The organism is Pelagibacterium lacus (assembly GCF_003345525.1).
GTDB classification, from domain to species: Bacteria; Pseudomonadota; Alphaproteobacteria; order Rhizobiales; family Devosiaceae; genus Pelagibacterium; species Pelagibacterium lacus.
This window is the reverse complement of sequence record NZ_QQNH01000022.1, coordinates 1-20,360: the sequence shown is the minus strand read 5'-3', so window position 1 is coordinate 20,360 and position 20,360 is coordinate 1. Positions and strand designations below refer to the sequence as shown.

Here is a 20,360-nt window from a genome sequence, read left to right as displayed (position 1 = left end):
TCATCGCATCGGGGTATTGCTGGCGGCGGGGCACCCATCGGCAAGGATTTTTCTCCGAGGAAGAGTGAATATGGAAGCTATGGACGCAGTGGGCAGCGCGGCCGCGCATACCGATTTTTCGCCCCTCGGCCTGTTCTTGATGGCCGATATCGTCGTGAAATTCGTGATGCTGGGGCTCCTGGCCGCCTCCATCTGGTGCTGGGCGATCATCATCGACAAATCCCTGATGTTCACGCGCGCCCGGCGCGACATGAACCAGTTCGAGCGCACCTTCTGGTCGGGGCAGTCGCTGGAAGAGCTCTACCAGACGCTTTCGCAGCGCCCCACGGGCGGGCTCGCCTCGGTATTCGTCGCCGCCATGAAGGAGTGGAAGCGCAGCCATGAGCAGCAGGCGTCGAGCTATGTCGGCGTGCAGGCGCGGCTCGACAAGGTGCTCGACGTGGCCATCGCCCGCGAGAGCGAGCAGTTCGAAAGCCGGCTGCCCTTTCTCGCCACGGTCGGATCGGCGGCGCCCTTTGTCGGGCTGTTCGGCACCGTCTGGGGCATCATGAACGCCTTTTCCTCCATCGCCGCCTCGCAGAGCGCCAGCCTTGGCGTCGTGGCCGGGCCGATTGCCGAGGCCCTGTTCGCCACGGCCATCGGGCTGGTGGCGGCCATTCCGGCGGTGATCGCCTACAACAAGCTTTCGGGCGACGCCAACAAGCTCATCGGCCGGCTCGAAGGCTTTGCCGATGAATTCTCGGCCATTCTGGGCCGCCAGCTCGAAGCGCGGAGCCGCAAGTAATGGGCATGGGTGTTGCAGGCAGGGGCGGGGGCGGCGGACGCCGGCGTCGCGGCCAGCGCAATAAGATGATGAGCGAGATCAACGTCACCCCGTTCGTGGACGTGGTGCTGGTGCTGCTCATCGTCTTCATGGTCGCCGCGCCGATGATGACGGCCGGTGTCGCCGTCGACCTGCCGCAGTCCTCGGCCGGCGAAATGGAAACCCCGCGCACCCCAATCACCGTCTCGGTCACCCCCGATGGGGCAATCTTTGTGGGCGAGGACGCGGTGGAAGCCTCGGGGCTGGTCGCCGCCGTCGCCGCGCTGGCGCAAAGCACCGAGGACCGCATCTATGTCCGCGGCGATACCTCGGCCGATTACGGCTCGGTGATGCGCGTCATGGGCACGCTTTCCTCGGCCGGCTATTCACGGATCGGGCTGATCACGCAGCAGGCCGACTCCTCGAACACGGGTCAATAATCCATGCGGGTCGGGACCACCGTTTCCGTTATCGGCCATGTGACCGTCCTTGCGCTCAGCCTCGTGCATCTGTCGAGCGTGGACCGGCTCAATCCGAGCATGGAATCGGCGATCTCGGTCGACCTGGTCCCGATCGACGAATTTTCCAACATCACCGTGGGCACGCTGCAAAGCGAGACCGTCGATCTCGAGACCCCGTCGGCGGTGGAGACCGAAATCGAAGCCCAGATCGCCGAGCGGACCGGCAATACGACGGAAGACCAGCCGACCCCCGAGATCACCCCGGACGCTTCGCCCGCCCCGACCATCCAATCCGCCCCCGCGCCCGAGCCGCAGGCGGAACCCGAGCCCGAGCCGGTTCCCGAGCCCGAGCCGGCTCCTGAGCCCGCTCCGGCGCCGACCCCGATTCCGCGTCCCGAGCCGCAGCCGCAACCCGAGCCGGCGCCCGAACCTGAGCCCACTCCGGTTCCGGAGCCCGTGCCGGCGCCCGAGCCTGTGCCGGAACCCGAGCCCACCCCCGCACCCATACCCGAGCCCACGCCGGAGCCGACCCCGGCCCCTCAGCCGGAACCCGAGCCCGAGCCGCAGCCGGCGGCGCCGGTTCCGCCGCGCGCCACCAATATCGCCCAGTTGCGCGAGCAGTTCGCCCAGCAGCAGGCCGCAGCCGCGCGCGCCGCCGCGGCTGCCCAGCAGCAGCAACAACAGCAACAGCAGCAGCAACCGCGCCCCACGCCGCCGACGCCGCCCAACCAGCCGACCAGCCCGAGCTCGACCAATGTCGCCGATCGCATCGAGGACATCATCAACAACGAGACCTCGCGCGGCACCACCACGGGGCAGGGCGGGCAGCAATCGCTTGGCGCACCCACCGGCACCTCGGCGACGCTGACCCAGTCCGAGGCCGCGGCGCTGGCCGCCGCCATGCGCCGGTGCTGGCAGCCGCCGATCGCCACCCAGTCGACGCCGGGCCTCACGGTGCGCCTGCTGGTCAACCTCAATCGCGACGGATCGGTCAGCGGCACGCCCCAGATCCTGTCGCAATTGTCGGACGAGCTGACCCGGGCGACGGCGCTCTCGGCACAGCGCGCCGTGCAGCAGTGCAGCCCCTACACCATGCTGCCGGCCGAGAAATACGATAGCTGGCAGGAGGTCGACGTGACATTCGATCCGCGCGATGTGGCGATGTGAGGACAGCAAGCGTGATCAAAAAGCCATAGTGATGCGTAAATCATCCCGCCTATCGCCATTCGGACACGATTTGGTTTTAGGCGGCGCAACCTTGAACGGCCTCTCCGGTTGGACCTCCGGATCGCAGGCAGACGGCGTCGAAGGCGCCGCCCAACATGGAGACTGAGTGTATGAATGTGATGACCCGCAGAGCCGCGCTCAAATTGGGGCTCTCCAGCGCCGCGATGCTGGCCGTGAGCCCCGCCTTCGCCCAGCTTCAGATCACCGTGACCGGGGGCAATTTCACCCCCATGCCCATCGCGGTGCCCAATTTCGCCTCGGGCGACCCCTCCTTCGGGGCCGAGGTGGCGCAGGTGGTGCGCAACAACCTCACCGGGTCGGGCCTGTTCCGTCTCATCGATCCGGCCGGCTATCCCCAGCAGGTGGGCGATCCCAACCAGACCCCGGCCTTCGACGCCTGGCGCACCACGGGCGCCGACGCGCTGGTCATGGGCAATGTGGAGCGGGCCGGCCAGATCCAGTCGAGCCTGCGCCTGTGGGACACCACGGCGGGGGCGCAGGTCACCGGAAAATCCTATGGCACCGATCCCAATTCCTGGCGCCGCATCGCCCATATGGCGTCGGACGCCATCTATACCGGGCTGACCGGGGAATCGGGCTATTTCGATTCCCGGGTGATCTTCGTTGCGGAAAGCGGCCCCAAGGCCAACCGCGTCAAGCGCCTCGCCATCATGGATCAGGATGGCGCCAACGTGCAGTATCTGACCGATGGCTCGCGGCCGGCCATCACCCCGCGGCTGTCGCCCAATGGCCAGCTCTGCGCCTATATGGTGTTCGACGGCCCCACCTCCTCGGGCATCTTCATCCTCAACCTGGGCACCGGGCAGACCCAGGCGCTGGGCCGGTTCGGGCAGATGAATTTCGCGCCGCGCTTTTCGCCCGACGGGCGCCGGCTGGCCTTCTCGGTCACCAATGGCGCCGCGACCAATATCTATGCCATCGACCTGGCCGGCGGTCAGCCGCAACAGCTCACCACCGGCTCGGCCATCGATACCGGCCCCTCCTATTCGCCGGACGGATCGCGCATCGTCTTTGAATCCGACCGCGGCGGGCGGCCACAAATTTACGTGATGGGCGCCGGCGGCGGGAGTGGAGACCGCATCTCGTTCGGCAACGGCTCCTATTCCACCCCGGTCTGGTCGCCCAAGGGCGATTACATCGCCTTCACGCGCCAGTCGGGCGGCCAGTTCCAGATCGGCATCATGGCGCCGGACGGCTCGGGCGAGCGGATTCTCGCCAGCTCCTACCATGCGGAGGGCCCGACCTGGGCGCCCAATGGCCGGGTGCTGATGTATTTCCGCGATCCGGGCGGCAATGACGGCCCCTCGCTCTATGCCATCGACATCTGGGGGCGCAACGAGCGGCGCGTCGCCACCCAGGGCTATGCCTCGGACCCGGCCTGGGGGCCGCTGCTGAGCTAAGCGATTGCATTTGCGCAACAGTCGGGCCGCGTCTCCATTCGGGACGCGGCCCTGCTGTCTGGATGCCGCAATTGCGCCCGATTACGCGTTGATTAACCATAGGAGATCACGCGCTATTAAGATAACGCGTGGTAAATCCGGTAACTACGATTTTTCCTTTTCTGGAGCTCCTCGCTATGGGTACGACCCTGCCCCTTCTTCGTTTTGGCAAAGGCCTGCTCATGGCGGTCTTGCTCGTTGCCGTCGCCGCCTGTGCCCGAACCCCGACCACCGGTGTCGGCAACATGGCGCCCGGCGAGGGCGGCATGGGGGCCGGCACCCCCGGCAGCCAGCAGGAATTCCTCGTCTCGGTCGGCGACCGGGTGTTCTTCGAGACCGATTCCTCGCTCCTGACATCTGATGCCCAGTCCACCCTGCAAAAGCAGGCCCAGTGGCTGCAGCAATATCCGCAATACCGCATCGTGATCGAAGGCCATGCCGACGAGCGCGGCACGCGCGAATACAACATCGCCCTCGGCGCCCGCCGCGCCAGCGCGGTGGTCAATTACCTCGCCTCGCTCGGCATTCCGCAGAACCGCCTCTCCACCGTGTCCTATGGCAAGGAACGGCCGGTGGCGATCTGCAACGACATTTCGTGCTGGAGCCAGAACCGGCGCGCCGTCACGGTTTTGACAAACTGAGCGGCCACATACCGCTCCGCCAAACTGGAGGCATGGGGCGTCGGGACCGCGTATAAGGTCCCGGCGCTTCTTCTTTGGTAGAAAACTGTTTTAATGGCGCATCCTTGATTGCCCGGTTCGCGTTGGCCACATGGCTCGCAGAAGGAGATTTTAGACGTGCTACACACTTTATCAGCGCTGGGCGCCCGATGGCGCCGGGGCGCCATCATCGCCGCCACGGCAGGGCTCTTGACCGTCTCGATGACGGTGGTGGGGCAGGGCCAGGGCAACGACCTCGCCACGCTGCAGATTCGTCTCGACCAGCTCGAGGAGCAGGCGCGGGTCAATTCCGGCCAGATCGAGGGCCTGCAGTTCCAGCTCACCCAGCTCCAGAGCCTGCTCGAACGCCTGCAGCAGGACAATGAATTCCGCTTCCAGCAATTGGAAGGCGGTGGCTCGGGGGAAGCTGACGCGGCGGCCCCAGTGGGCAGCGAAAGCGCTGCCCCGGCGTCGCCGCAGACCGGTCCGGCCGGTTCCATCGAGCCCCAGCCTTCGGTTCCCACGGTCATCGATCCGCTGGTCGGCGATTCCGACCTGATCGGCCCCGAGGAAATGGGCGACGAGAACAATCTCTACGCCTCGGACGTGTTCGGCGAGAGCGGGCCGGTGCTCGGCGCGCCGGAAGGCCCCCTGGGCTCCACCCAGCCCTCCGCGCCGCTCAACCTCGAATTCGACCCCAACGCCACCCCGCTCAACGAGGGCGATGCCAACGCCCAGTACATGGCGGGTTACGAGGCGGTGGTGCAGGGCGACTATGCCTTTGCCGAGAACCAGTTCCGGCAGTTCGTCGACGCCTTCCCCGATCATCCGCAGGCCCCCGATGCCACCTATTGGCTGGGCGAAACGCTAATCCAGCGCGGGGCCTATGGGGAAGCGACCGAGGTGTTGCTGACCGGCTTCGAGACCTATGCCACCTCGACCCGGGCCCGCGACCTGCTGCTCAATCTGGGCGTGGCGCTGCATGGGGCCGGCGAATTCGACACCGCCTGCCGCACCTATGGCGAAGTGCTGCGCCGCTATCCCGACGCCCCGCAGGTGTTCCGCGACCGGGTCGTCGCCGAGCAGGCCACGGCCGGGTGCTAGACCCGGCTCGGATTTTCGCGCCCATCAGGCGTGAGACATCCATCGCGCTCGCGGTCTCCGGGGGCGCGGATTCCCTGGCCCTGATGCTGCTGTTCGCCGAATGGGCGCCGGCGGAGGGCAAGCCCCGGGCGGTGGTCTACACCGTCGATCACCGGCTGCGCCCCGAGGCGGCGGAAGAGGCCGCCATGGTGGCGCGCGAAGCCGAGCGGCTGGGGCTCGAAGCCCGCATCCTCGTCTGGGACGCGCCGAAGCCCGCCACCGGGCGTCAGGCGGCGGCGCGCGAGGCGCGTTACCGGTTGATGGGGGAGGCGATGGCGCAGGATGGCAGCACGCTTCTCCTCACCGCCCATCATCGCCGCGATCAGGCCGAAACCGTGCTCATGCGCCTCGCCCATGGCAGCGGGGTTGCCGGCTTGGCCGGCATGGCGCCCTTCGCCGAGGTGGAAGCGGTGGCGCTGTTCCGCCCCCTGCTCGACACCGATCCCGACGCCCTTGCCGCCCTGGTCGAGCATGCCGGCCTCGTCCCGGCCCGCGATCCGTCCAATTTCGATCGCGCCTATGAGCGCACCCGCTGGCGCGACATCCTCCCCGATCTGGGCCGTCTGGGGCTCACCGACGCCCGGCTGGCGCAGTTTGCCGGCCGCATGGCGCGGATCGAGGCGCAGGCGCAATCGGCGGCCCGCCAGTTCATCGCCGCCCATTGCCATGTCGATTTCCTGGGCGTGGCCCATATCGCCCGCGAGGCTTTTGGCGCTGCGGATGCGGAAACCGCCATCCGCGCCCTGGCTGTCGCCATCGCCGCCGCCTCGGGGCAGGATTTGCGCGCCCTCGCGCCCGTCGAGGCGATGGCCGCGCGCCTGCGGAATGAGCCGGGGACGGCATTGACCCTCGGCGGAGCCGTCATCGCCCCGCGCGCCGACGCCATTCTCGTCTACCGCGAGGCCGGGCGCATGGACGCCGGCTCCCTCTTGCTCACGCCGGGACAGTCGGGACGGTGGGACAACCGCTTCACGGTCACCGCCCCCGCGCGCGCCGTAACCGTCACGCCGGCCGCGCTCCTGACGCGGGAGCGCTTCGAGGACCTGCTCGCCCAGCCGCTGGCGGTGCCGGTGGCGGCGCTGCATGCGGCGCCGGTGGTGCGCGCCGAGGACGGCGCCATTCTCGCCATCGGAAGCCATGTTTTTGAGGCCGGCCTTTCGATTGCAGGGCCGATGTTAACCGCTTGGCATTGAAACTGCGGCAAACGGAACCAAGCAGGATCGGCGCCCTTGTATCGCCTGAATGACGGCCTTACATTCGATGACAACCTATTGCGTGCACTGGTGTGCCATGCGCCGCTCGCGACCGGCGCCACAACCCCCACGGGCGTCCCCCGCCCGACAGGACAGGATTGATGAACGGAAATTTTCGTAACTTGGCTATCTGGCTGGTGATCCTCTTCATGCTGTTGGGGCTGTTCCAGGTCTTCCAATCTTCGACCCGGACGGTTTCCACAACGGAGCGGACCTATAGCCAGTTCATCACCGATATCGACAATGGCCGCGTGGCCGAGGTGACCATCGTCGACAATGTCGTGCAAGGCCGCACCAATGAGGGCACGCGGTTCGAGGTGACCATCCCGGCCGGGGCCAATCTGGTCGAGCGGCTGGAAAACCACAATGTGCAGATCACCGCCCGGGCGCCGGAAGGCTCGCCCTTCTGGTCGATCCTGCTGTCGAGCTGGCTGCCCTTCATCGTCCTCATCGCCATCTGGTTCTTCTTCATCCGCCAGATGCAGGGCGGTGGACGCGGCGGCGCCATGGGCTTTGGCAAGAGCCGCGCCAAGATGCTGACCGAGGCCTCGGGCAAGGTGACCTTCGAGGACGTGGCCGGCGTCGAGGAAGCCAAGCAGGACCTTGAGGAGATCGTCGAGTTCCTGCGCGATCCGGGCAAGTTCCAGCGCCTTGGCGGGCGCATTCCGCGCGGCGTGCTGCTGGTCGGCCCTCCGGGCACCGGCAAGACGCTGCTGGCCCGTTCGGTGGCCGGCGAGGCCAATGTGCCCTTCTTCACCATTTCGGGTTCCGACTTCGTCGAGATGTTCGTCGGCGTCGGCGCGTCCCGCGTGCGCGACATGTTCGAGCAGGCCAAGAAGAACGCGCCCTGCATCATCTTCATCGACGAAATCGACGCGGTCGGGCGCCAGCGCGGCGCGGGTCTCGGCGGCGGCAATGACGAGCGCGAACAGACGCTCAACCAGTTGCTGGTCGAGATGGACGGGTTCGAGGCCAATGAGGGCATAATCCTCATCGCGGCGACCAACCGTCCCGACGTTCTCGATCCGGCGCTGCTGCGTCCGGGCCGGTTCGACCGTCAGGTCGTGGTGCCCAATCCCGATGTCGGCGGGCGCGAGCGTATCCTCAAGGTGCATGTCCGTAAGGTTCCGCTGGCTCCCGATGTGGATCTCAAAGTGCTGGCCCGCGGCACGCCCGGTTTTTCCGGCGCGGACCTCATGAACCTCGTCAACGAGGCGGCCCTGATGGCGGCGCGGCGCAACAAGCGCTTCGTCACCCATGCCGAGTTCGAGGATGCCAAGGACAAGATCATGATGGGCGCCGAGCGCCGCACCATGGCGATGACCGACGAGGAAAAGAAGCTCACGGCCTATCATGAGGCCGGCCATGCGCTGATCAGCCTCAAATTCAACAAGATCCTCGACCCCATCCACAAGGCCACCATCATTCCGCGTGGCCGCGCGCTGGGCATGGTGATGTCGCTGCCGGAAAAGGACACCTATTCCTTCAGCCGCGAAAAGGCGGTGGCGCAACTGGCCATGGCGTTTGGCGGGCGCGAGGCCGAAATCTACAAGTTCGGTGCCGAAAAGGTCACCTCCGGCGCCTCGGGCGATATCCAGATGGCGACCAATCTGGCCCGGGCCATGGTCATGGAATGGGGCATGAGCGAAAGGCTCGGCCGGGTGCGCTACAAGTCCAATGACCAGGAAGTGTTCCTCGGCCATTCGGTCACCCAGTCCCAGCACATGTCGGATGAAACCGCCAAGCTGATCGACGAGGAAGTGCGCCAGCTGGTGGAAGAGGGCGAGACCACGGCTCGCAACATGATCCGCGACAATCTCGACCAGTTCGAGGCCATCGCCCAGGCGCTGCTGGAATTCGAAACCCTCACCGGCGACGAATTGCGCGGGCTGATGGACGGCAAGCAGCCGGTGCGCGACATCGACGCCGACAACACGCCCAAATCGACCGGCGTGCCCAAGGCCGGCAAGTCGCACAAGAAAAAGACCGGCGAGCAGGACGAGCCCGATGCCGGTTTCGAGCCGCAGCCGGGCACCTGACCCCATCCGTTCCGTGTTCCGGAAAAGGGCCGTCCGCAAGGGCGGCCCTTTTTCATTGCGGCGCAATTATCTTGACAGCTCCAGTCATAATAATCATGAAAGTGGGCCTATCTTTGGGAGAGCCTTTCATGTTCAAGATCGCGGGCGCCGCTCTGGTCGCGCTCACCGCCCTGGCCGCTCCGGCTCTGGCGCAGAATTTCCCTGTCACCATCGACCATTTCTATGGCAGCACCACCATCGAGCAGCAGCCCCAGCGCGTCGTCTCGGTGGGCTTGCACGAACAGGATTTCCTCTATGCGCTCGGGATCGCCCCGGTCGGGGTCAAGGAATGGTTCCGCAACAAGCCCTTCGCCACCTTCGAATGGGCCGACGAGGCGCGGATCGCACTGGGCGCAGAGCCCGAGGTGATGAGCGGGGACGGCATCAACTATGAATGGGTTCTCGCCCAAGACCCCGATCTGATCGTCGCCACCTATTACTGGCTGGACGAGGACATCTATGAGCGCCTGTCGGCCATCGCCCCGGTGGTCGCCAATCCGGCCGGCTTTGATGCCTGGGCCGCGCCCTGGCAGGCCGAGCTGGCCATCATCGATCAGGCGACCTCGGGCAATACCGAGAAGTCCGACGCCATCGTCGCCGAATTTGCCGAGCGCTATGCCGAGGTGCGGGCGCAATATCCCGAGCTCGAAGGCAAGACCGGCACCAATATCTATTACAATGGCGACGGCACCTTCACCGCCTGGGGCCCTAACGATCTGGCCAGCACGTTCCTGACCGATCTGGGGCTGGTGTTCCCGCCGGCGCTGGAGGCGCTGGCGCAGGAGGACAACCGTATCGACATCAGCGCGGAAAACATCGACCTCCTGGAAATGGATGTCGCGGTATTCCCGATCTCCAATCCCGCCGACAGCGAGCAGCATGTGCTCGAGGCCATGCCGGTCTATCAAAGCCTCGATATCGCCCGCGAGGGCCGCACGGTCTGGCTCGATGACGGCGACGGGCTCGCCTATGCCGCCATGAGCTGGCAAACCCCCTTATCCCTGGGCTATCTGCTCGATATCCTCCCGGCGCAACTCGCTGCCGCAGCCGATGGGGACCCCGCCACACAGGCCGAATGACGGCCTCCATGCACGCGTTTCGAAGGGCCGCCCCGTGCGGCCCTTTTTTTATGCAACTTAAGTAAATATGCGAATTCCATCCGTAAACCGCGGTTTAACGATCATGGGTAACTCTTGAGCGAGGGACGAGAGCAGTAAACAGCCCGGCAGGGCTCGGGGGGAACTTTCAATGTTTACACCTTTTACCAGACGCGGCCCGACCCATCCGGCCGAGGCACAGGCCAAGCTCGACGCCATCAACCGTTCGCAGGCGGTGATCGAATTCACCCTCGACGGCACCATCCTGTGGGCCAATGACAATTTCCTCTCCGTCATGGGCTATGGGCTCGACGAGATCGTCGGCAAGCACCATTCCCTGTTCGTCACGCCCGAGCACGCGGCGAGCGAGGCCTATCGGATGTTCTGGAAGCATCTGGCCGAGGGGCGCTTCCACGCCGACGAGTTCCAGCGCATCGCCAGGGGCGGGCGGGAGATCTGGATTCAGGCCAGCTACAATCCGGTGCTCGACAAGGCCGGCAAGCCGACCAGGATCGTCAAGTTCGCCACCGACATCACGGCGCGCAAGCTGCTCGCCGCCGACCATGCGGCGCAGGTCGCCGCCATCGGCAGGGTGCAGGCGGTGATCGAATTCACCCTCGACGGCATGGTGATCGGCGCCAACGAGAATTTCCTCTCGACGCTGGGCTATGCCAGGTACGAGATCGCCGGCAAGCATCACGCCATGTTCTGCGACCCCGACTATGCCGCCAGCCCCGAATATGCCCGCTTCTGGACCCGGCTGCGGGAAGGGGAATATGTGGCCGGCGAATTCAAGCGGCTCGGCAAGGGCGGCCGGGAGGTGTGGATTCAGGCCAGCTACAATCCGGTCCTTGATCCGCAGGGCCGGCCGGTCCGGGTCATCAAGTTCGCCACCGACATCACCGAGCGCAAGCGGGCCGAGGGGATCATCGACCTCCTGACCGGCAGCCTCGAACGCATGGCGGAGGGCGATCTCTCCGGTCGGGTCGACCAGAGCTTCTCCGGGCAATACGAGGCCCTGCGCGTCGCCTACAATACGACGCTGGCCCGGCTCATCGACATCGTCGCGCAATTGCGCTCGACCTCGCGCACGGTCAAGACCGCCACTAGCGAGCTGCTGTCGGGCGCCAATGACCTGTCCGAGCGCACGACGCGCCAGGCGGCGACCATCGAGGAAACCTCGGCCACCATGGACCAGTTGGCCAGCGCGGTATCCGGCAGCGCCGAGGATGTCCGCAACGCGGCGGAAAACACCCGCGCGCTGTCGCAATCGGCCACGGAGGGCGGCGCGGTGATGGCGGAAGCCAATGCCGCCATGCAGCGGATTTCGGCCTCCTCGGCGAAAATCTCCAACATCATCGGCATGATCGACGACATCGCCTTCCAAACCAATCTCCTGGCGCTCAATGCTTCGGTGGAGGCGGCGCGGGCCGGGGAAGCCGGCAAGGGCTTCGCCGTGGTGGCGGTGGAAGTGCGCCGGCTGGCACAATCGGCCGCCGACGCCTCCTCGGAGGTCAAGGCGCTGATCGAAGCCAGCGTCGGCGAAGTCACCGGCGGCACGCGGCTGGTCGAGCAGGCGGCCGAGCGGCTGGGGCGCATCCTCGATGCCGCGCGGCAGAGTTCGGAACTGGTCGAGGCCATCGCCACCGCCAGCGCCGAACAGTCGGCAGCCATCGAGGAGATCAATGTCGCGGTGCGCCAACTCGACGAGATGACCCAGCACAATGCGGCGCTGGTGGAACAAACCAATGCGGCGGTGGAGCAGACCGAGGGGCAGGCCATGGCGCTCGACGGCATTGTGGCGGTGTTCAGCCTGCCCGATTCCCCGCTGGCTTCCCCCGTGCCCGAGGCGCGCCCGGCCAAGCGCGTCAAGCTGATGACCCATGGCAATGCGGCCGTGCAGGCCGAGTGGAACGAGTTCTAAAGCGGCGCAAACGCCTCGCAGCCATCTTGTCTTTGCCCCATTGGACCTTTACCCAGAGGGCCAAACGGAGACGCATGCGTGGCAAAGATCGATACCAAGACCGAAGGGCTGGACCTCTATGTCCATGTGGCCCGGACCTTCGCCGACAGTCCCTGGCTGCACTACGGGCTGTGGGAGCCGGGCGAACGCCCCAATATTCCGCAATTGCGCATGGCGCAGGAGCGCTATGTCGAGAAGCTCCTGAGCCTCATCCCGCCGCCGCCGGCCCGGCTGCTCGATATCGGCGGGGGCACCGGAGAGATGGCCAGGGTGCTGGTCGAAAAGGGCTATGCGCTCGAAATGATCACGCCCAGTCATCTCCAGGCGGAAGTCGCGGCGGAAAAGCTCGGCCCCGCCGCGCCGGTGCACGAAACCCGGTTCGAGGATTTCACCGGCACCGGTCCGTTCGACATCTGCCTGTTTTCCGAGAGCTTCCAATATGTCGACCTGGATGCGAGCCTTGCCAAGCTCAAGGCCATCCTCGTCCCCGGCGGCCATGTGGTCATCGCCGATTGCTTCCGGTCCGACGCCTATGAGGGCGGACGCCAGCCGGGCGGCGGGCACCGCTATTCGCGGTTTCTCGAGGCCATCGCCCGGCACGGCTTCGACATCGTCGAGGATCACGACGTCACCTGGAGCGCGGCCCAGTCCATGGCGGTCGACCAGCAGGTCTATCGCGGCTTTCTCGCTCCTGCGATCGCCCAGATCCAGGACTTGCTGGCCACGAAGCGGCCAATCCTCTATCGCATCGCCGGCTGGCTCTACAAGATTTTCGTCCCCGCATCCGAGCGCGAGAACATAATCGCCCGCCTCAAGGCCGATTATCGCTCGCCGGAAGCGTTCGAGAAGGTCAATACCTACCGGTTCTTGTTGCTCAAAAGCATCGCTTGATCGCCGCTCTTTACCGCGTTTTCGGCTGCGGCTTTTTCTTGCCTGCCGCCTGGGTGTAGTATCGGCCGCAATCGACAGACGGAGTTCTCTCCCCATGGCACGGAAATATTTCGGCACGGATGGTATTCGCGGCCTGGCCAACGGACCCAAGCTGACCCCCGAGCTCGCTTTGCGGGTCGGCATGGCGACAGGTCTTGCCTTCAAGCGCGGCGACTACGCCCATCGCGTGGTGATCGGCAAGGATACAAGGCGCTCGGGCTATATGATCGAGAACGCGCTGACCGCGGGCTTTACCGCCGTGGGCATGGATGTGCTGCTGCTCGGGCCCATGCCGACCCCCGCCGTCGCCATGCTGACCCGCTCCATGCGCGCCGATGTGGGGGTGATGATCTCAGCCTCGCACAATGCGTTCGAGGACAATGGCATCAAGCTGTTCCGGCCCGACGGGTTCAAGCTCTCCGACGGGTTCGAGGCGGAGATCGAGAATCTGATCGATTCCGACCTCACCGAGCGCCTGGCGCGCGGCAAGCGGATCGGTCGAGCGCGCCGGGTCGAGGAGGCGCGGGTGCGCTATGTGGAATATGCCAAGCGTACCCTGCCGCGCGACATCGATTTCACCGGCCTGCGCGTCGTCGTCGATTGCGCCAATGGCGCGGCCTATAAGACCGCGCCCGAAGTGCTGTGGGAACTGGGCGCCGAGGTCATCACCATCGGCGACGACCCCGATGGCTACAACATCAACGACAATTGCGGCTCCACCGCTCCGGGCGCGCTGATCGAGAAGGTCAAGGAATTGCGCGCCGATATCGGTATCGCGCTGGACGGCGATGCAGACCGGGTGCTGATCGTCGACGAGAAGGGCAGCAAGGTCGATGGCGATCAGGTGATGGCGGTGATCGGCACCTCCTGGCATGAGCGCGGCCAGCTGGTGGGTGGCGGCATCGTCGCCACGGTGATGTCCAATCTGGGCCTGCAGCGCTATCTCGAAGGGCAGGGGCTGCTGCTCGAGCGCACCAAGGTGGGCGACCGCTACGTGCTCGAAGCCATGCGCGGCAAGGGATACAATGTGGGCGGCGAGCAGTCGGGTCACATCATCCTTTCCGACTTCACCACCACAGGCGACGGACTGGTGGCGGCGCTGCAATTGCTGGCCGTGGTCAAGCAGGAGGGCAAGCCGGTTTCCGAAGTCTGCCACCGCTTCGATCCGGTGCCGCAATTGCTGCAGAATATCCGCTATCAGCGCGGCAAGCCGCTGGAAGACAAATCGGTCAAGGAGCTGATCCTCGAGGCCGAGGCGCGGCTGGGCAAGTCGGGCCGCCTGATCATCCGCGAATCGGGCACCGAACCGGTCATCCGCGTCATGGGCGAAGGGGACGACGCGGCGCTGGTTTCCCAGGTGGTTAACGAAATCGTCACCGCGATCGGGCGGGTTGCCTGACGATTTCCCGGCATTTAGGGTTAAGCCTTACGGTTAAGCGCGTTTTAACACACTTGTCCTAAGTTGAAGACAAATCGGTTGATCCGTCTTGCTTGGGAAGTGCAATGAAAAAGCTGACCGCCGCATTTGCCGTAGGTCTTTCGGCAATATTGTCCACCGCAGCTTTCGCTGCCGATCCTGTTTCGTTCGACTATCCGGTCTATAAGGATTATATTCCCCCTTATATCCCACCGGTCGATGAAGGGCTCAAGGGCTCGTTCTATCTGCGCGGCAGCGTGGCGGGCAATGCGGGCTGGGCCTGGGAAGCCAACCATCCCGATACCGGGGACGTGTTCTCCATCACCTCGCTGGGCTGGGGCTACAGCGCCGGCATCGGCGCGGGCTGGGAAAGCGGCGATGGCTGGCGCGTCGACGTCACCGGCGACTACCTGGCCAATAACGGCATGATTGCCGATGTGGCCGGCGTGGATCACGAGCTTGAACTGCGCTCGACCATCGTGCTGGCCAACGCCTATTATGATTTCGGCTTAGGCGGGCAGGGCTTGACCGCCGCCGGCGGCATGTTCGGCTATGTGGGCGCCAGCGTTGGCGCCGCCTTCAACGAATCGCGGGTTTCCGATGGCGCCTGGGGGCCGCGCGGCTCCAACACCAGCCTCGCGGCGGCCGGCATGGCGGGCGTGGGCTATGATTTCGGTGCTTTGGTGGCCGATCTGGGCTATCGCGGCCTCTATATCCATCAGATCGCCAATGCCAATTCGACGCCCCGCTACACCGTGGACAATGCCCTGTTCCACGAAGTGCGGGCCACGATGCGCTATCGGTTCTGAATATTTCCGACCTGCGATCGACTATTTGGGGGACGGCTCATCGGCCGTCCCTTTCTTTTTTGCCCTTGTAGGCGAGCAGCATATGCACCGCCCCGCCGGCCACCAGGCCCCAGAAGGCGGCGCCGATCCCGAACAGGGTGAGGCCGGAGGCGACGGTGAGGAAAGTCACCACGGCTGAGAGGCGGAACTCCTCATTGGCCACCGCCCCCTGCAGCGCCGCCGCGAGGCTGCCGATCAGCGCCAGCCCGGCCACCGCTTCGATGAGGATCGCCGGGGCCACCGCGACGAAGGCCGCCGCCACGCCGGCGCCGAAGGCCAGCGCCACGTAGAACATTCCCCCGGCGATGGCGGCGATATAGCGCTTTTTGACGTCGGGATGGGCGTCGGGCCCGGCGCAGAGCGCCGCGGTGATGGCGGCGAGATTGATCATGTGCCCGCCGATCAGCGCCCCCAGCCCGCTGGCCACGCTGATGGAGACGAAAATCGGCGCCGGCTCGGGGTCGTAGCCATTGCTGCGCAGCACGGCGAGGCCCGGAATGTTCTGGGACGCCATGGTCACGACGAAGAGCGGCAGCGCGATGCCGATCATGGCGTCGATGGTGATGACCGGCGTCACCCAGACCGGGGTCGGGAAGGCGCCCGAGAAGACGTCCGGCGGCAGATCCGAGGTCATGGCGATGGCAATGGCCGCGACCAGCACGGCGGCGGGTACGGCCCAGAGCCGCGCCACCCGCAACAGGACGATCCACACCAGCACCACCGGCAGGGCGAGGAGGGGGAGTTCGGCCACCGCCTTCACCGGCGCGAGGCAGAGCTCGAACAGGATGCCGGCCAGCATGGCGGCGGCCAGCGGCATGGGGATGGCGGCGACGGCGCGCCCGAACGGCCGCCACAGCCCGCTCACCACCATCAGCACGGCCGCGCCGATAAAGGCGCCGGTGGCCGCGGCGAACCCGCCCTCCACGGCGCCGGTGGAGATCAGCAGCACGGCGCCGGGGGTCGACCAGGCGATGGCGATGGGCATCCTGGTCACAAAGCTGAGCCCTATGCCGAGCAGGCCCATGGCGAGGCAGAGCGCGAACAGCCCCGAGGCGGCCTGTTCCGGCGAGGCGCCCACCGTGGCGAACCCCTGCAGCACCACGGCGAAGGTGCTGGCAAAGCCCACGGTCGAGGCGAGGATGCCGGCGAAGATCGGCTGGATGAGCGTCATCTTGTTGCGTGCGGTCACGAATTCTCCCCCGTCCGGCGCGCTGCCACGTTCCTGCCCCATCGGGGGCAAAACGGCTTGAGTCCCGCGCCGTCCCCGCCAGTCTGACCTTCTAAAGGCATGATAACAAACCAAAAAACAAATGATCACATTTTCGTCATCGTGCATGAGCAGGCTGCTCCCCGTCAACGCAAACAACGCGCACGATCGAAAGGTGTTCGTCTCCGAGAGGCGTTCCAACCGAACGGAAAAGGACGAGTAATGACCATCAAGACCAAGATGACGGCTGTGATTTCTGCCCTGGCCCTCAGTGTGGCCGGGGGTGCTGCCGCCATCGCGCAGGACGTCGAGGTTCCCGCGCCCCCAGCCGAGGAAGCGCCGCTGGCGCCGCTCGATCTGGAAACCCCGGCGCCCAGCGCCGAATTCAGCGATAGCCAGATTACTGCCTTCGCCGCTGCCTATGTGCAGGTGATGCAGATCGGCATGTCGTTCGACGAGCAGATGCAGGCCGCCGCCTCGGACGAGGAGCGGATGACGCTGCAAATGGATGCCCAGCAGCAGATGGCGGCCGCCGTCGAGGGTGTCGAGGGGCTCTCAGTCGATGATTACAACGCGATTTTGACTGCGGCCCAGTCCGACGAAGCATTGGCGAACCGGATTCAGGCCGAAGTCGATGCAAATGTCGCGCAATAGGGAACCCGCGCGCACTCTGTTCATTTAACCCCTGAAACAATGGAGACTGAAATGAAGAAGTTTCTTGCAGTTCTTGCTCTGCCCCTCATGCTGGCCGTTGCGGCCTGCGATGCGCCGCCGCCAGATGGCGGTGTGCCGCCCGCGGACCCCGGCGTGACCACGCCGGCGCCGGAAACCCCGGCTCTCTGATTTGGAAAGGCGCCTTCGGGCGCCTTTCTTGCTTTTGGGCGTGCGATTAAGCGCTCGATTGTCGTCGGCGCTATGGTTAAGACAGCGCCATGACCCATTCCGATCCTTTCGAGATTTTCCTCGTCGCCGCTCCCGGCCTCGAGGCCGCCCTGCGCGCCGAGGCCGTCGAAGCCGGCTTTCCCGCCCCCGAGGCCGTCACGGGCGGCGTCGTCCTCATGGGCGGATGGCCCGAGATCTGGCGCGCCAATTACCTGCTGCGCGGCGCGGTGCGGGTGCTGGCGCGCATCGCCCGCTTCCCGGTTACCCATCTGGCGCAGCTCGACAAGAAGGCGCGGCGGGTCGATTGGGCGGGCTATCTGCCGGCCGGCGCCGTCATCGCGGTGGAAGCGAGCTGCCGCAAATCGAAGATCTATCACAGCGGGGCCGCCGCCCAGCGCATCGAAGGGGCCATCATCGACGCCATCGGCGCGCAGAGCGGCAAGGAGGGCCTGCGCGTCATGGTGCGGATCGAAAACGATCTGTGCACGCTCAGCCTCGACACCTCCGGCGCGCCGCTGCACAAGCGCGGCGCCAAGCCGGAGGTCAACGCTGCCCCCATGCGGGAGACCACCGCGGCGCTGCTGCTGCGCCAATGCGGCTATCGCGGCACCGAGCCGGTGCTCGACCCCATGTGCGGATCGGGCACTTTCGTCATCGAGGCCGCCGAGATGGCGCGCCGTCTGGCGCCCGGCCGGGCCCGTGCCTTCGCCTTCGAGCACTTCCGGAGTTTTAATCCCGAAGCCTTCGCTGCCATCCGGTCCGCCCATGAGGAGCGCGCCAGCGACATCGTCCATCGCGGCAGCGATCGCGACGCCGGCGCCATCCGCATGAGTCTCGCCAATGCCGAGCGGGCCGGGGTCAGCGGCACCACGGCCTTTCTCCACATGCCGGTCAAGGACCTGGAGCGTCCGGACAGCCCGCCCGGCCTCGTCATCGTCAACCCGCCCTTCGGCGCGCGCCTGGGCAGCAAGGGCAAGCTCGGCGGGCTCTATGCCGCTCTGGGCAATACATTGCTGCGCCGGTTTTCCGGCTGGCGCGTCGGGCTGGTGGCGACCGATGCCGGGCTGGTGCGGGCGACGGGTCTGCCCTTCCACCCGCCGGGCCAGAGCATCGACAATAACGGGCTGCGCATCGCGCTCTACCGCACCGATCCCCTGCCATAGGCAACAGCCCTGTTGCGTTGCCGTTCCGGAGATGATTTACGGGCGGGCGCAATTCCGTCCGCCCAGAGGCTCCCATGATCCGTTTCGAAAATATCGGCAAGCAGAACGGCCGGCAGATCGTTTTCATCGAGGCGTCGGCGGCGCTCCAGAAGGGGGAAAAGATCGGGCTTGTGGGGCCGAACGGGGCGGGCAAGACCACGCTGTTCCGCATGATCACCGGCGAGGAAAGCCCCGATGAGGGGCAGGTCTCCATCGATCGCGGCACGACCATCGGCTATTTCTCCCAGGATGTGGGCGAGATGTCTGGCCGCTCGGTGGTGGCCGAAACCATGGAGGGGGCCGGTCCGGTGGCGGCGCTGGCCGCCGAGATGCGCCAGCTCGAAGCCGATATGGGCGATCCCGATAAGGCCGACGCCATGGACGCCATCATTGCCCGCTATGGCGAGGTGACCGAGCAGTTCGAGGAGCTCGACGGCTATGCGCTGGACGGGCGGGCGCGGGACGTGCTCGACGGGCTGGGCTTTTCCCAGGCCATGATGGATGGGGATGTGGGCGCGCTGTCGGGGGGCTGGAAGATGCGCGTGGCCTTGGCTCGCATTCTCCTCGCCCGGCCCGATGCGCTGCTGCTGGACGAGCCGTCCAACCATCTCGATCTGGAAAGCCTCATCTGGCTGGAGGAGTTCCTCAAGTCCTTCCCCGGCGCGGTCCTGATGACCTCGCACGACCGGGCCTTCATGAACCGGGTGGTCAACAAGATCATCGAGATCGATGGCGGCACGCTCACCTCCTATACCGGCGACTACGAATTCTATCAGGAGCAGCGGGCCATCGCCGACCGCAACCAGCAGGCCCAGTTCGAGCGCCAGCAGGCCATGCTCGCCAAGGAGATCGCCTTCATCGAGCGCTTCAAGGCGCGCGCCTCCCATGCGGCGCAGGTGCAGAGCCGGGTGAAAAAGCTCGACAAGATCGACCGGGTCGAGCCGCCCAAGCGCGCCCAGCGCGTGGTGTTCGAGTTCCGCCCCGCCCCGCGTTCGGGCGAGGACGTGGCGGTTTTGAAGGGCGTCTCCAAGGCTTATGGCGACAAGGTCATCTATGACGGGCTCGATTTCCATGTGCGGCGCCGGGAGCGCTGGGCCATCATGGGGGTGAACGGGGCGGGCAAGTCGACCCTTCTGAAGCTGGTGGCCGGGGCGGCCGAGCCCGATGCGGGCAGCGTCTCGCGCGGGCCCAGCACGCGGATGGCCTATTTCGCCCAGCATGCCATGGACCGGCTGGAGGGCGATCTTTCGATCTTCGACATGCTGCAGGCCGAATTCCCCCAGGCCGGGCAGGCCCCCTTGCGCGCTTTGGCGGGGTGTTTCGGCTTTTCCGGCGATGAGGTGGAAAAGAAGTGCCGCGTGTTGTCGGGCGGCGAGAAAGCCCGGCTGGTGATGGCGATGATGCTGTTCGATCCCCCCAATTTCCTCGTCCTCGACGAGCCCACCAACCATCTCGATATCGCCACCAAGCAGATGCTGATCGAGGCCTTGTCGACCTATGAGGGCACCATGCTGTTCGTCTCCCACGACCGGCATTTCCTGTCCGAATTGTCCAATCGCGTGCTTGAGGTCACCCCCGATGGCATCCGCACCTTCGGCGGCGGCTATCGCGAATATGTCGCCAGCACGGGACAGGAGGCCCCGGGCCTGCGGCACTAGGCTGAATCGACATTCATCGCATCCACAGCATTGCTGCGGCGAGTTGCAAGAAGCTTAGGAAGTGGGTCGCGCG

At 65.8% G+C, this 20,360-nt stretch carries 18 protein-coding genes; 17 read left to right on the top strand and 1 reads right to left on the bottom strand.

The window, feature by feature from the left end; all coding sequences use genetic code 11:
- Nucleotides 1–79 precede the first annotated feature (79 nt).
- The 13 genes from tolQ (at nt 80) to DVH29_RS12845 (ending at nt 15,299) form a co-directional block, all read left to right on the top strand.
- Nucleotides 80–784, top strand: a complete 705-nt coding sequence (tolQ, locus tag DVH29_RS12905) for a protein TolQ (protein WP_114646602.1) — start codon at nt 80–82, stop codon at nt 782–784.
- The gene (gene tolR, locus DVH29_RS12900) at nt 784–1,242 is read left to right on the top strand and encodes a protein TolR (protein ID WP_114646601.1); all 459 of its coding nucleotides are present in this window, start codon (nt 784–786) and stop codon (nt 1,240–1,242) included. Before tolQ ends, tolR begins: the two co-directional genes overlap by 1 nt.
- Nucleotides 1,243–1,245: 3 nt before the next feature.
- Entirely contained in the window at nt 1,246–2,430 is a 1,185-nt protein-coding gene (tolA, locus tag DVH29_RS12895) for a cell envelope integrity protein TolA (RefSeq protein ID WP_114646600.1), read from the top strand.
- 155 nt (nt 2,431–2,585) lie between these two features.
- Nucleotides 2,586–3,911 (top strand): Tol-Pal system beta propeller repeat protein TolB, encoded by a 1,326-nt coding sequence (gene tolB / locus DVH29_RS12890; protein WP_439331625.1) that lies wholly within the window; start codon nt 2,586–2,588, stop codon nt 3,909–3,911.
- Nucleotides 3,912–4,087: 176 nt separating this feature from the next.
- Complete coding sequence (gene pal / locus DVH29_RS12885; RefSeq protein WP_114646598.1) at nt 4,088–4,591, top strand: peptidoglycan-associated lipoprotein Pal; 504 nt, start codon at nt 4,088–4,090, stop codon at nt 4,589–4,591.
- A gap of 156 nt (nt 4,592–4,747) precedes the next feature.
- Nucleotides 4,748–5,713, top strand: a complete 966-nt coding sequence (ybgF, locus tag DVH29_RS12880; RefSeq protein ID WP_147276090.1) for a tol-pal system protein YbgF — start codon at nt 4,748–4,750, stop codon at nt 5,711–5,713.
- Entirely contained in the window at nt 5,707–6,945 is a 1,239-nt protein-coding gene (tilS, locus tag DVH29_RS12875; RefSeq protein WP_158541668.1) for a tRNA lysidine(34) synthetase TilS, read from the top strand. Before ybgF ends, tilS begins: the two co-directional genes overlap by 7 nt.
- 161 nt (nt 6,946–7,106) lie before the next feature.
- Nucleotides 7,107–9,044, top strand: a complete 1,938-nt coding sequence (gene ftsH / locus DVH29_RS12870) for an ATP-dependent zinc metalloprotease FtsH (protein WP_114646595.1) — start codon at nt 7,107–7,109, stop codon at nt 9,042–9,044.
- Nucleotides 9,045–9,172: 128 nt separating this feature from the next.
- The gene (locus DVH29_RS12865; protein ID WP_158541667.1) at nt 9,173–10,162 is read left to right on the top strand and encodes an ABC transporter substrate-binding protein; all 990 of its coding nucleotides are present in this window, start codon (nt 9,173–9,175) and stop codon (nt 10,160–10,162) included.
- Between the two features lie 169 nt (nt 10,163–10,331).
- A complete protein-coding gene (locus tag DVH29_RS12860) occupies nt 10,332–12,104 on the top strand; it encodes a methyl-accepting chemotaxis protein (RefSeq protein WP_114646593.1) in 1,773 nt (590 codons plus the stop codon).
- Nucleotides 12,105–12,182: 78 nt separating this feature from the next.
- A complete protein-coding gene (locus DVH29_RS12855) occupies nt 12,183–13,034 on the top strand; it encodes a class I SAM-dependent methyltransferase (RefSeq protein WP_114646592.1) in 852 nt (283 codons plus the stop codon).
- A 94-nt stretch (nt 13,035–13,128) separates the two neighbouring features.
- Nucleotides 13,129–14,472: a phosphoglucosamine mutase gene (glmM, locus tag DVH29_RS12850; protein ID WP_114646591.1), complete on the top strand. Its 1,344-nt coding sequence runs from the start codon at nt 13,129–13,131 to the stop codon at nt 14,470–14,472.
- 104 nt (nt 14,473–14,576) lie between these two features.
- The gene (locus DVH29_RS12845) at nt 14,577–15,299 is read left to right on the top strand and encodes an outer membrane protein (RefSeq protein WP_147276089.1); all 723 of its coding nucleotides are present in this window, start codon (nt 14,577–14,579) and stop codon (nt 15,297–15,299) included.
- Nucleotides 15,300–15,336: 37 nt separating this feature from the next.
- Here DVH29_RS12845 and DVH29_RS12840 read toward each other — a convergent pair whose 3' ends face one another.
- Complete coding sequence (locus tag DVH29_RS12840) at nt 15,337–16,509, bottom strand: benzoate/H(+) symporter BenE family transporter (RefSeq protein WP_114646631.1); 1,173 nt, start codon at nt 16,507–16,509, stop codon at nt 15,337–15,339.
- 258 nt (nt 16,510–16,767) lie between these two features.
- Here DVH29_RS12840 and DVH29_RS12835 point away from each other — a divergent pair, with 258 nt between their 5' ends.
- From DVH29_RS12835 to DVH29_RS12825, 4 genes are all read left to right on the top strand, one after another.
- Nucleotides 16,768–17,199: a DUF4168 domain-containing protein gene (locus DVH29_RS12835; protein ID WP_158541666.1), complete on the top strand. Its 432-nt coding sequence runs from the start codon at nt 16,768–16,770 to the stop codon at nt 17,197–17,199.
- Between the two features lie 51 nt (nt 17,200–17,250).
- Entirely contained in the window at nt 17,251–17,388 is a 138-nt protein-coding gene (locus DVH29_RS16435) for a hypothetical protein (RefSeq protein ID WP_158541665.1), read from the top strand.
- An 89-nt stretch (nt 17,389–17,477) separates the two neighbouring features.
- Complete coding sequence (locus tag DVH29_RS12830) at nt 17,478–18,590, top strand: THUMP domain-containing class I SAM-dependent RNA methyltransferase (protein WP_114646588.1); 1,113 nt, start codon at nt 17,478–17,480, stop codon at nt 18,588–18,590.
- A gap of 74 nt (nt 18,591–18,664) precedes the next feature.
- Nucleotides 18,665–20,287: an ABC-F family ATP-binding cassette domain-containing protein gene (locus DVH29_RS12825; protein WP_114646587.1), complete on the top strand. Its 1,623-nt coding sequence runs from the start codon at nt 18,665–18,667 to the stop codon at nt 20,285–20,287.
- Nucleotides 20,288–20,360: the final 73 nt, after the last annotated feature.

Bases quoted from the DNA above. Each gene is read 5' to 3' on its own strand.
- tolQ (WP_114646602.1), top strand. From the start codon at position 80: ATGGACGCAGTGGGCAGCGCGGCCGCGCATACCGATTTTTCGCCCCTC.
- tolR (WP_114646601.1), top strand. From the start codon at position 784: ATGGGCATGGGTGTTGCAGGCAGGGGCGGGGGCGGCGGACGCCGGCGT.
- tolA (WP_114646600.1), top strand. From the start codon at position 1,246: ATGCGGGTCGGGACCACCGTTTCCGTTATCGGCCATGTGACCGTCCTT.
- tolB (WP_439331625.1), top strand. From the start codon at position 2,586: ATGGAGACTGAGTGTATGAATGTGATGACCCGCAGAGCCGCGCTCAAA.
- pal (WP_114646598.1), top strand. From the start codon at position 4,088: ATGGGTACGACCCTGCCCCTTCTTCGTTTTGGCAAAGGCCTGCTCATG.
- ftsH (WP_114646595.1), top strand. From the start codon at position 7,107: ATGAACGGAAATTTTCGTAACTTGGCTATCTGGCTGGTGATCCTCTTC.
- DVH29_RS12865 (WP_158541667.1), top strand. From the start codon at position 9,173: ATGTTCAAGATCGCGGGCGCCGCTCTGGTCGCGCTCACCGCCCTGGCC.
- DVH29_RS12860 (WP_114646593.1), top strand. From the start codon at position 10,332: ATGTTTACACCTTTTACCAGACGCGGCCCGACCCATCCGGCCGAGGCA.
- glmM (WP_114646591.1), top strand. From the start codon at position 13,129: ATGGCACGGAAATATTTCGGCACGGATGGTATTCGCGGCCTGGCCAAC.
- DVH29_RS12845 (WP_147276089.1), top strand. From the start codon at position 14,577: ATGAAAAAGCTGACCGCCGCATTTGCCGTAGGTCTTTCGGCAATATTG.
- DVH29_RS12840 (WP_114646631.1), bottom strand. From the start codon at position 16,509: ATGACGCTCATCCAGCCGATCTTCGCCGGCATCCTCGCCTCGACCGTG.
- DVH29_RS12835 (WP_158541666.1), top strand. From the start codon at position 16,768: ATGACCATCAAGACCAAGATGACGGCTGTGATTTCTGCCCTGGCCCTC.
- DVH29_RS16435 (WP_158541665.1), top strand. From the start codon at position 17,251: ATGAAGAAGTTTCTTGCAGTTCTTGCTCTGCCCCTCATGCTGGCCGTT.
- DVH29_RS12830 (WP_114646588.1), top strand. From the start codon at position 17,478: ATGACCCATTCCGATCCTTTCGAGATTTTCCTCGTCGCCGCTCCCGGC.
- DVH29_RS12825 (WP_114646587.1), top strand. From the start codon at position 18,665: ATGATCCGTTTCGAAAATATCGGCAAGCAGAACGGCCGGCAGATCGTT.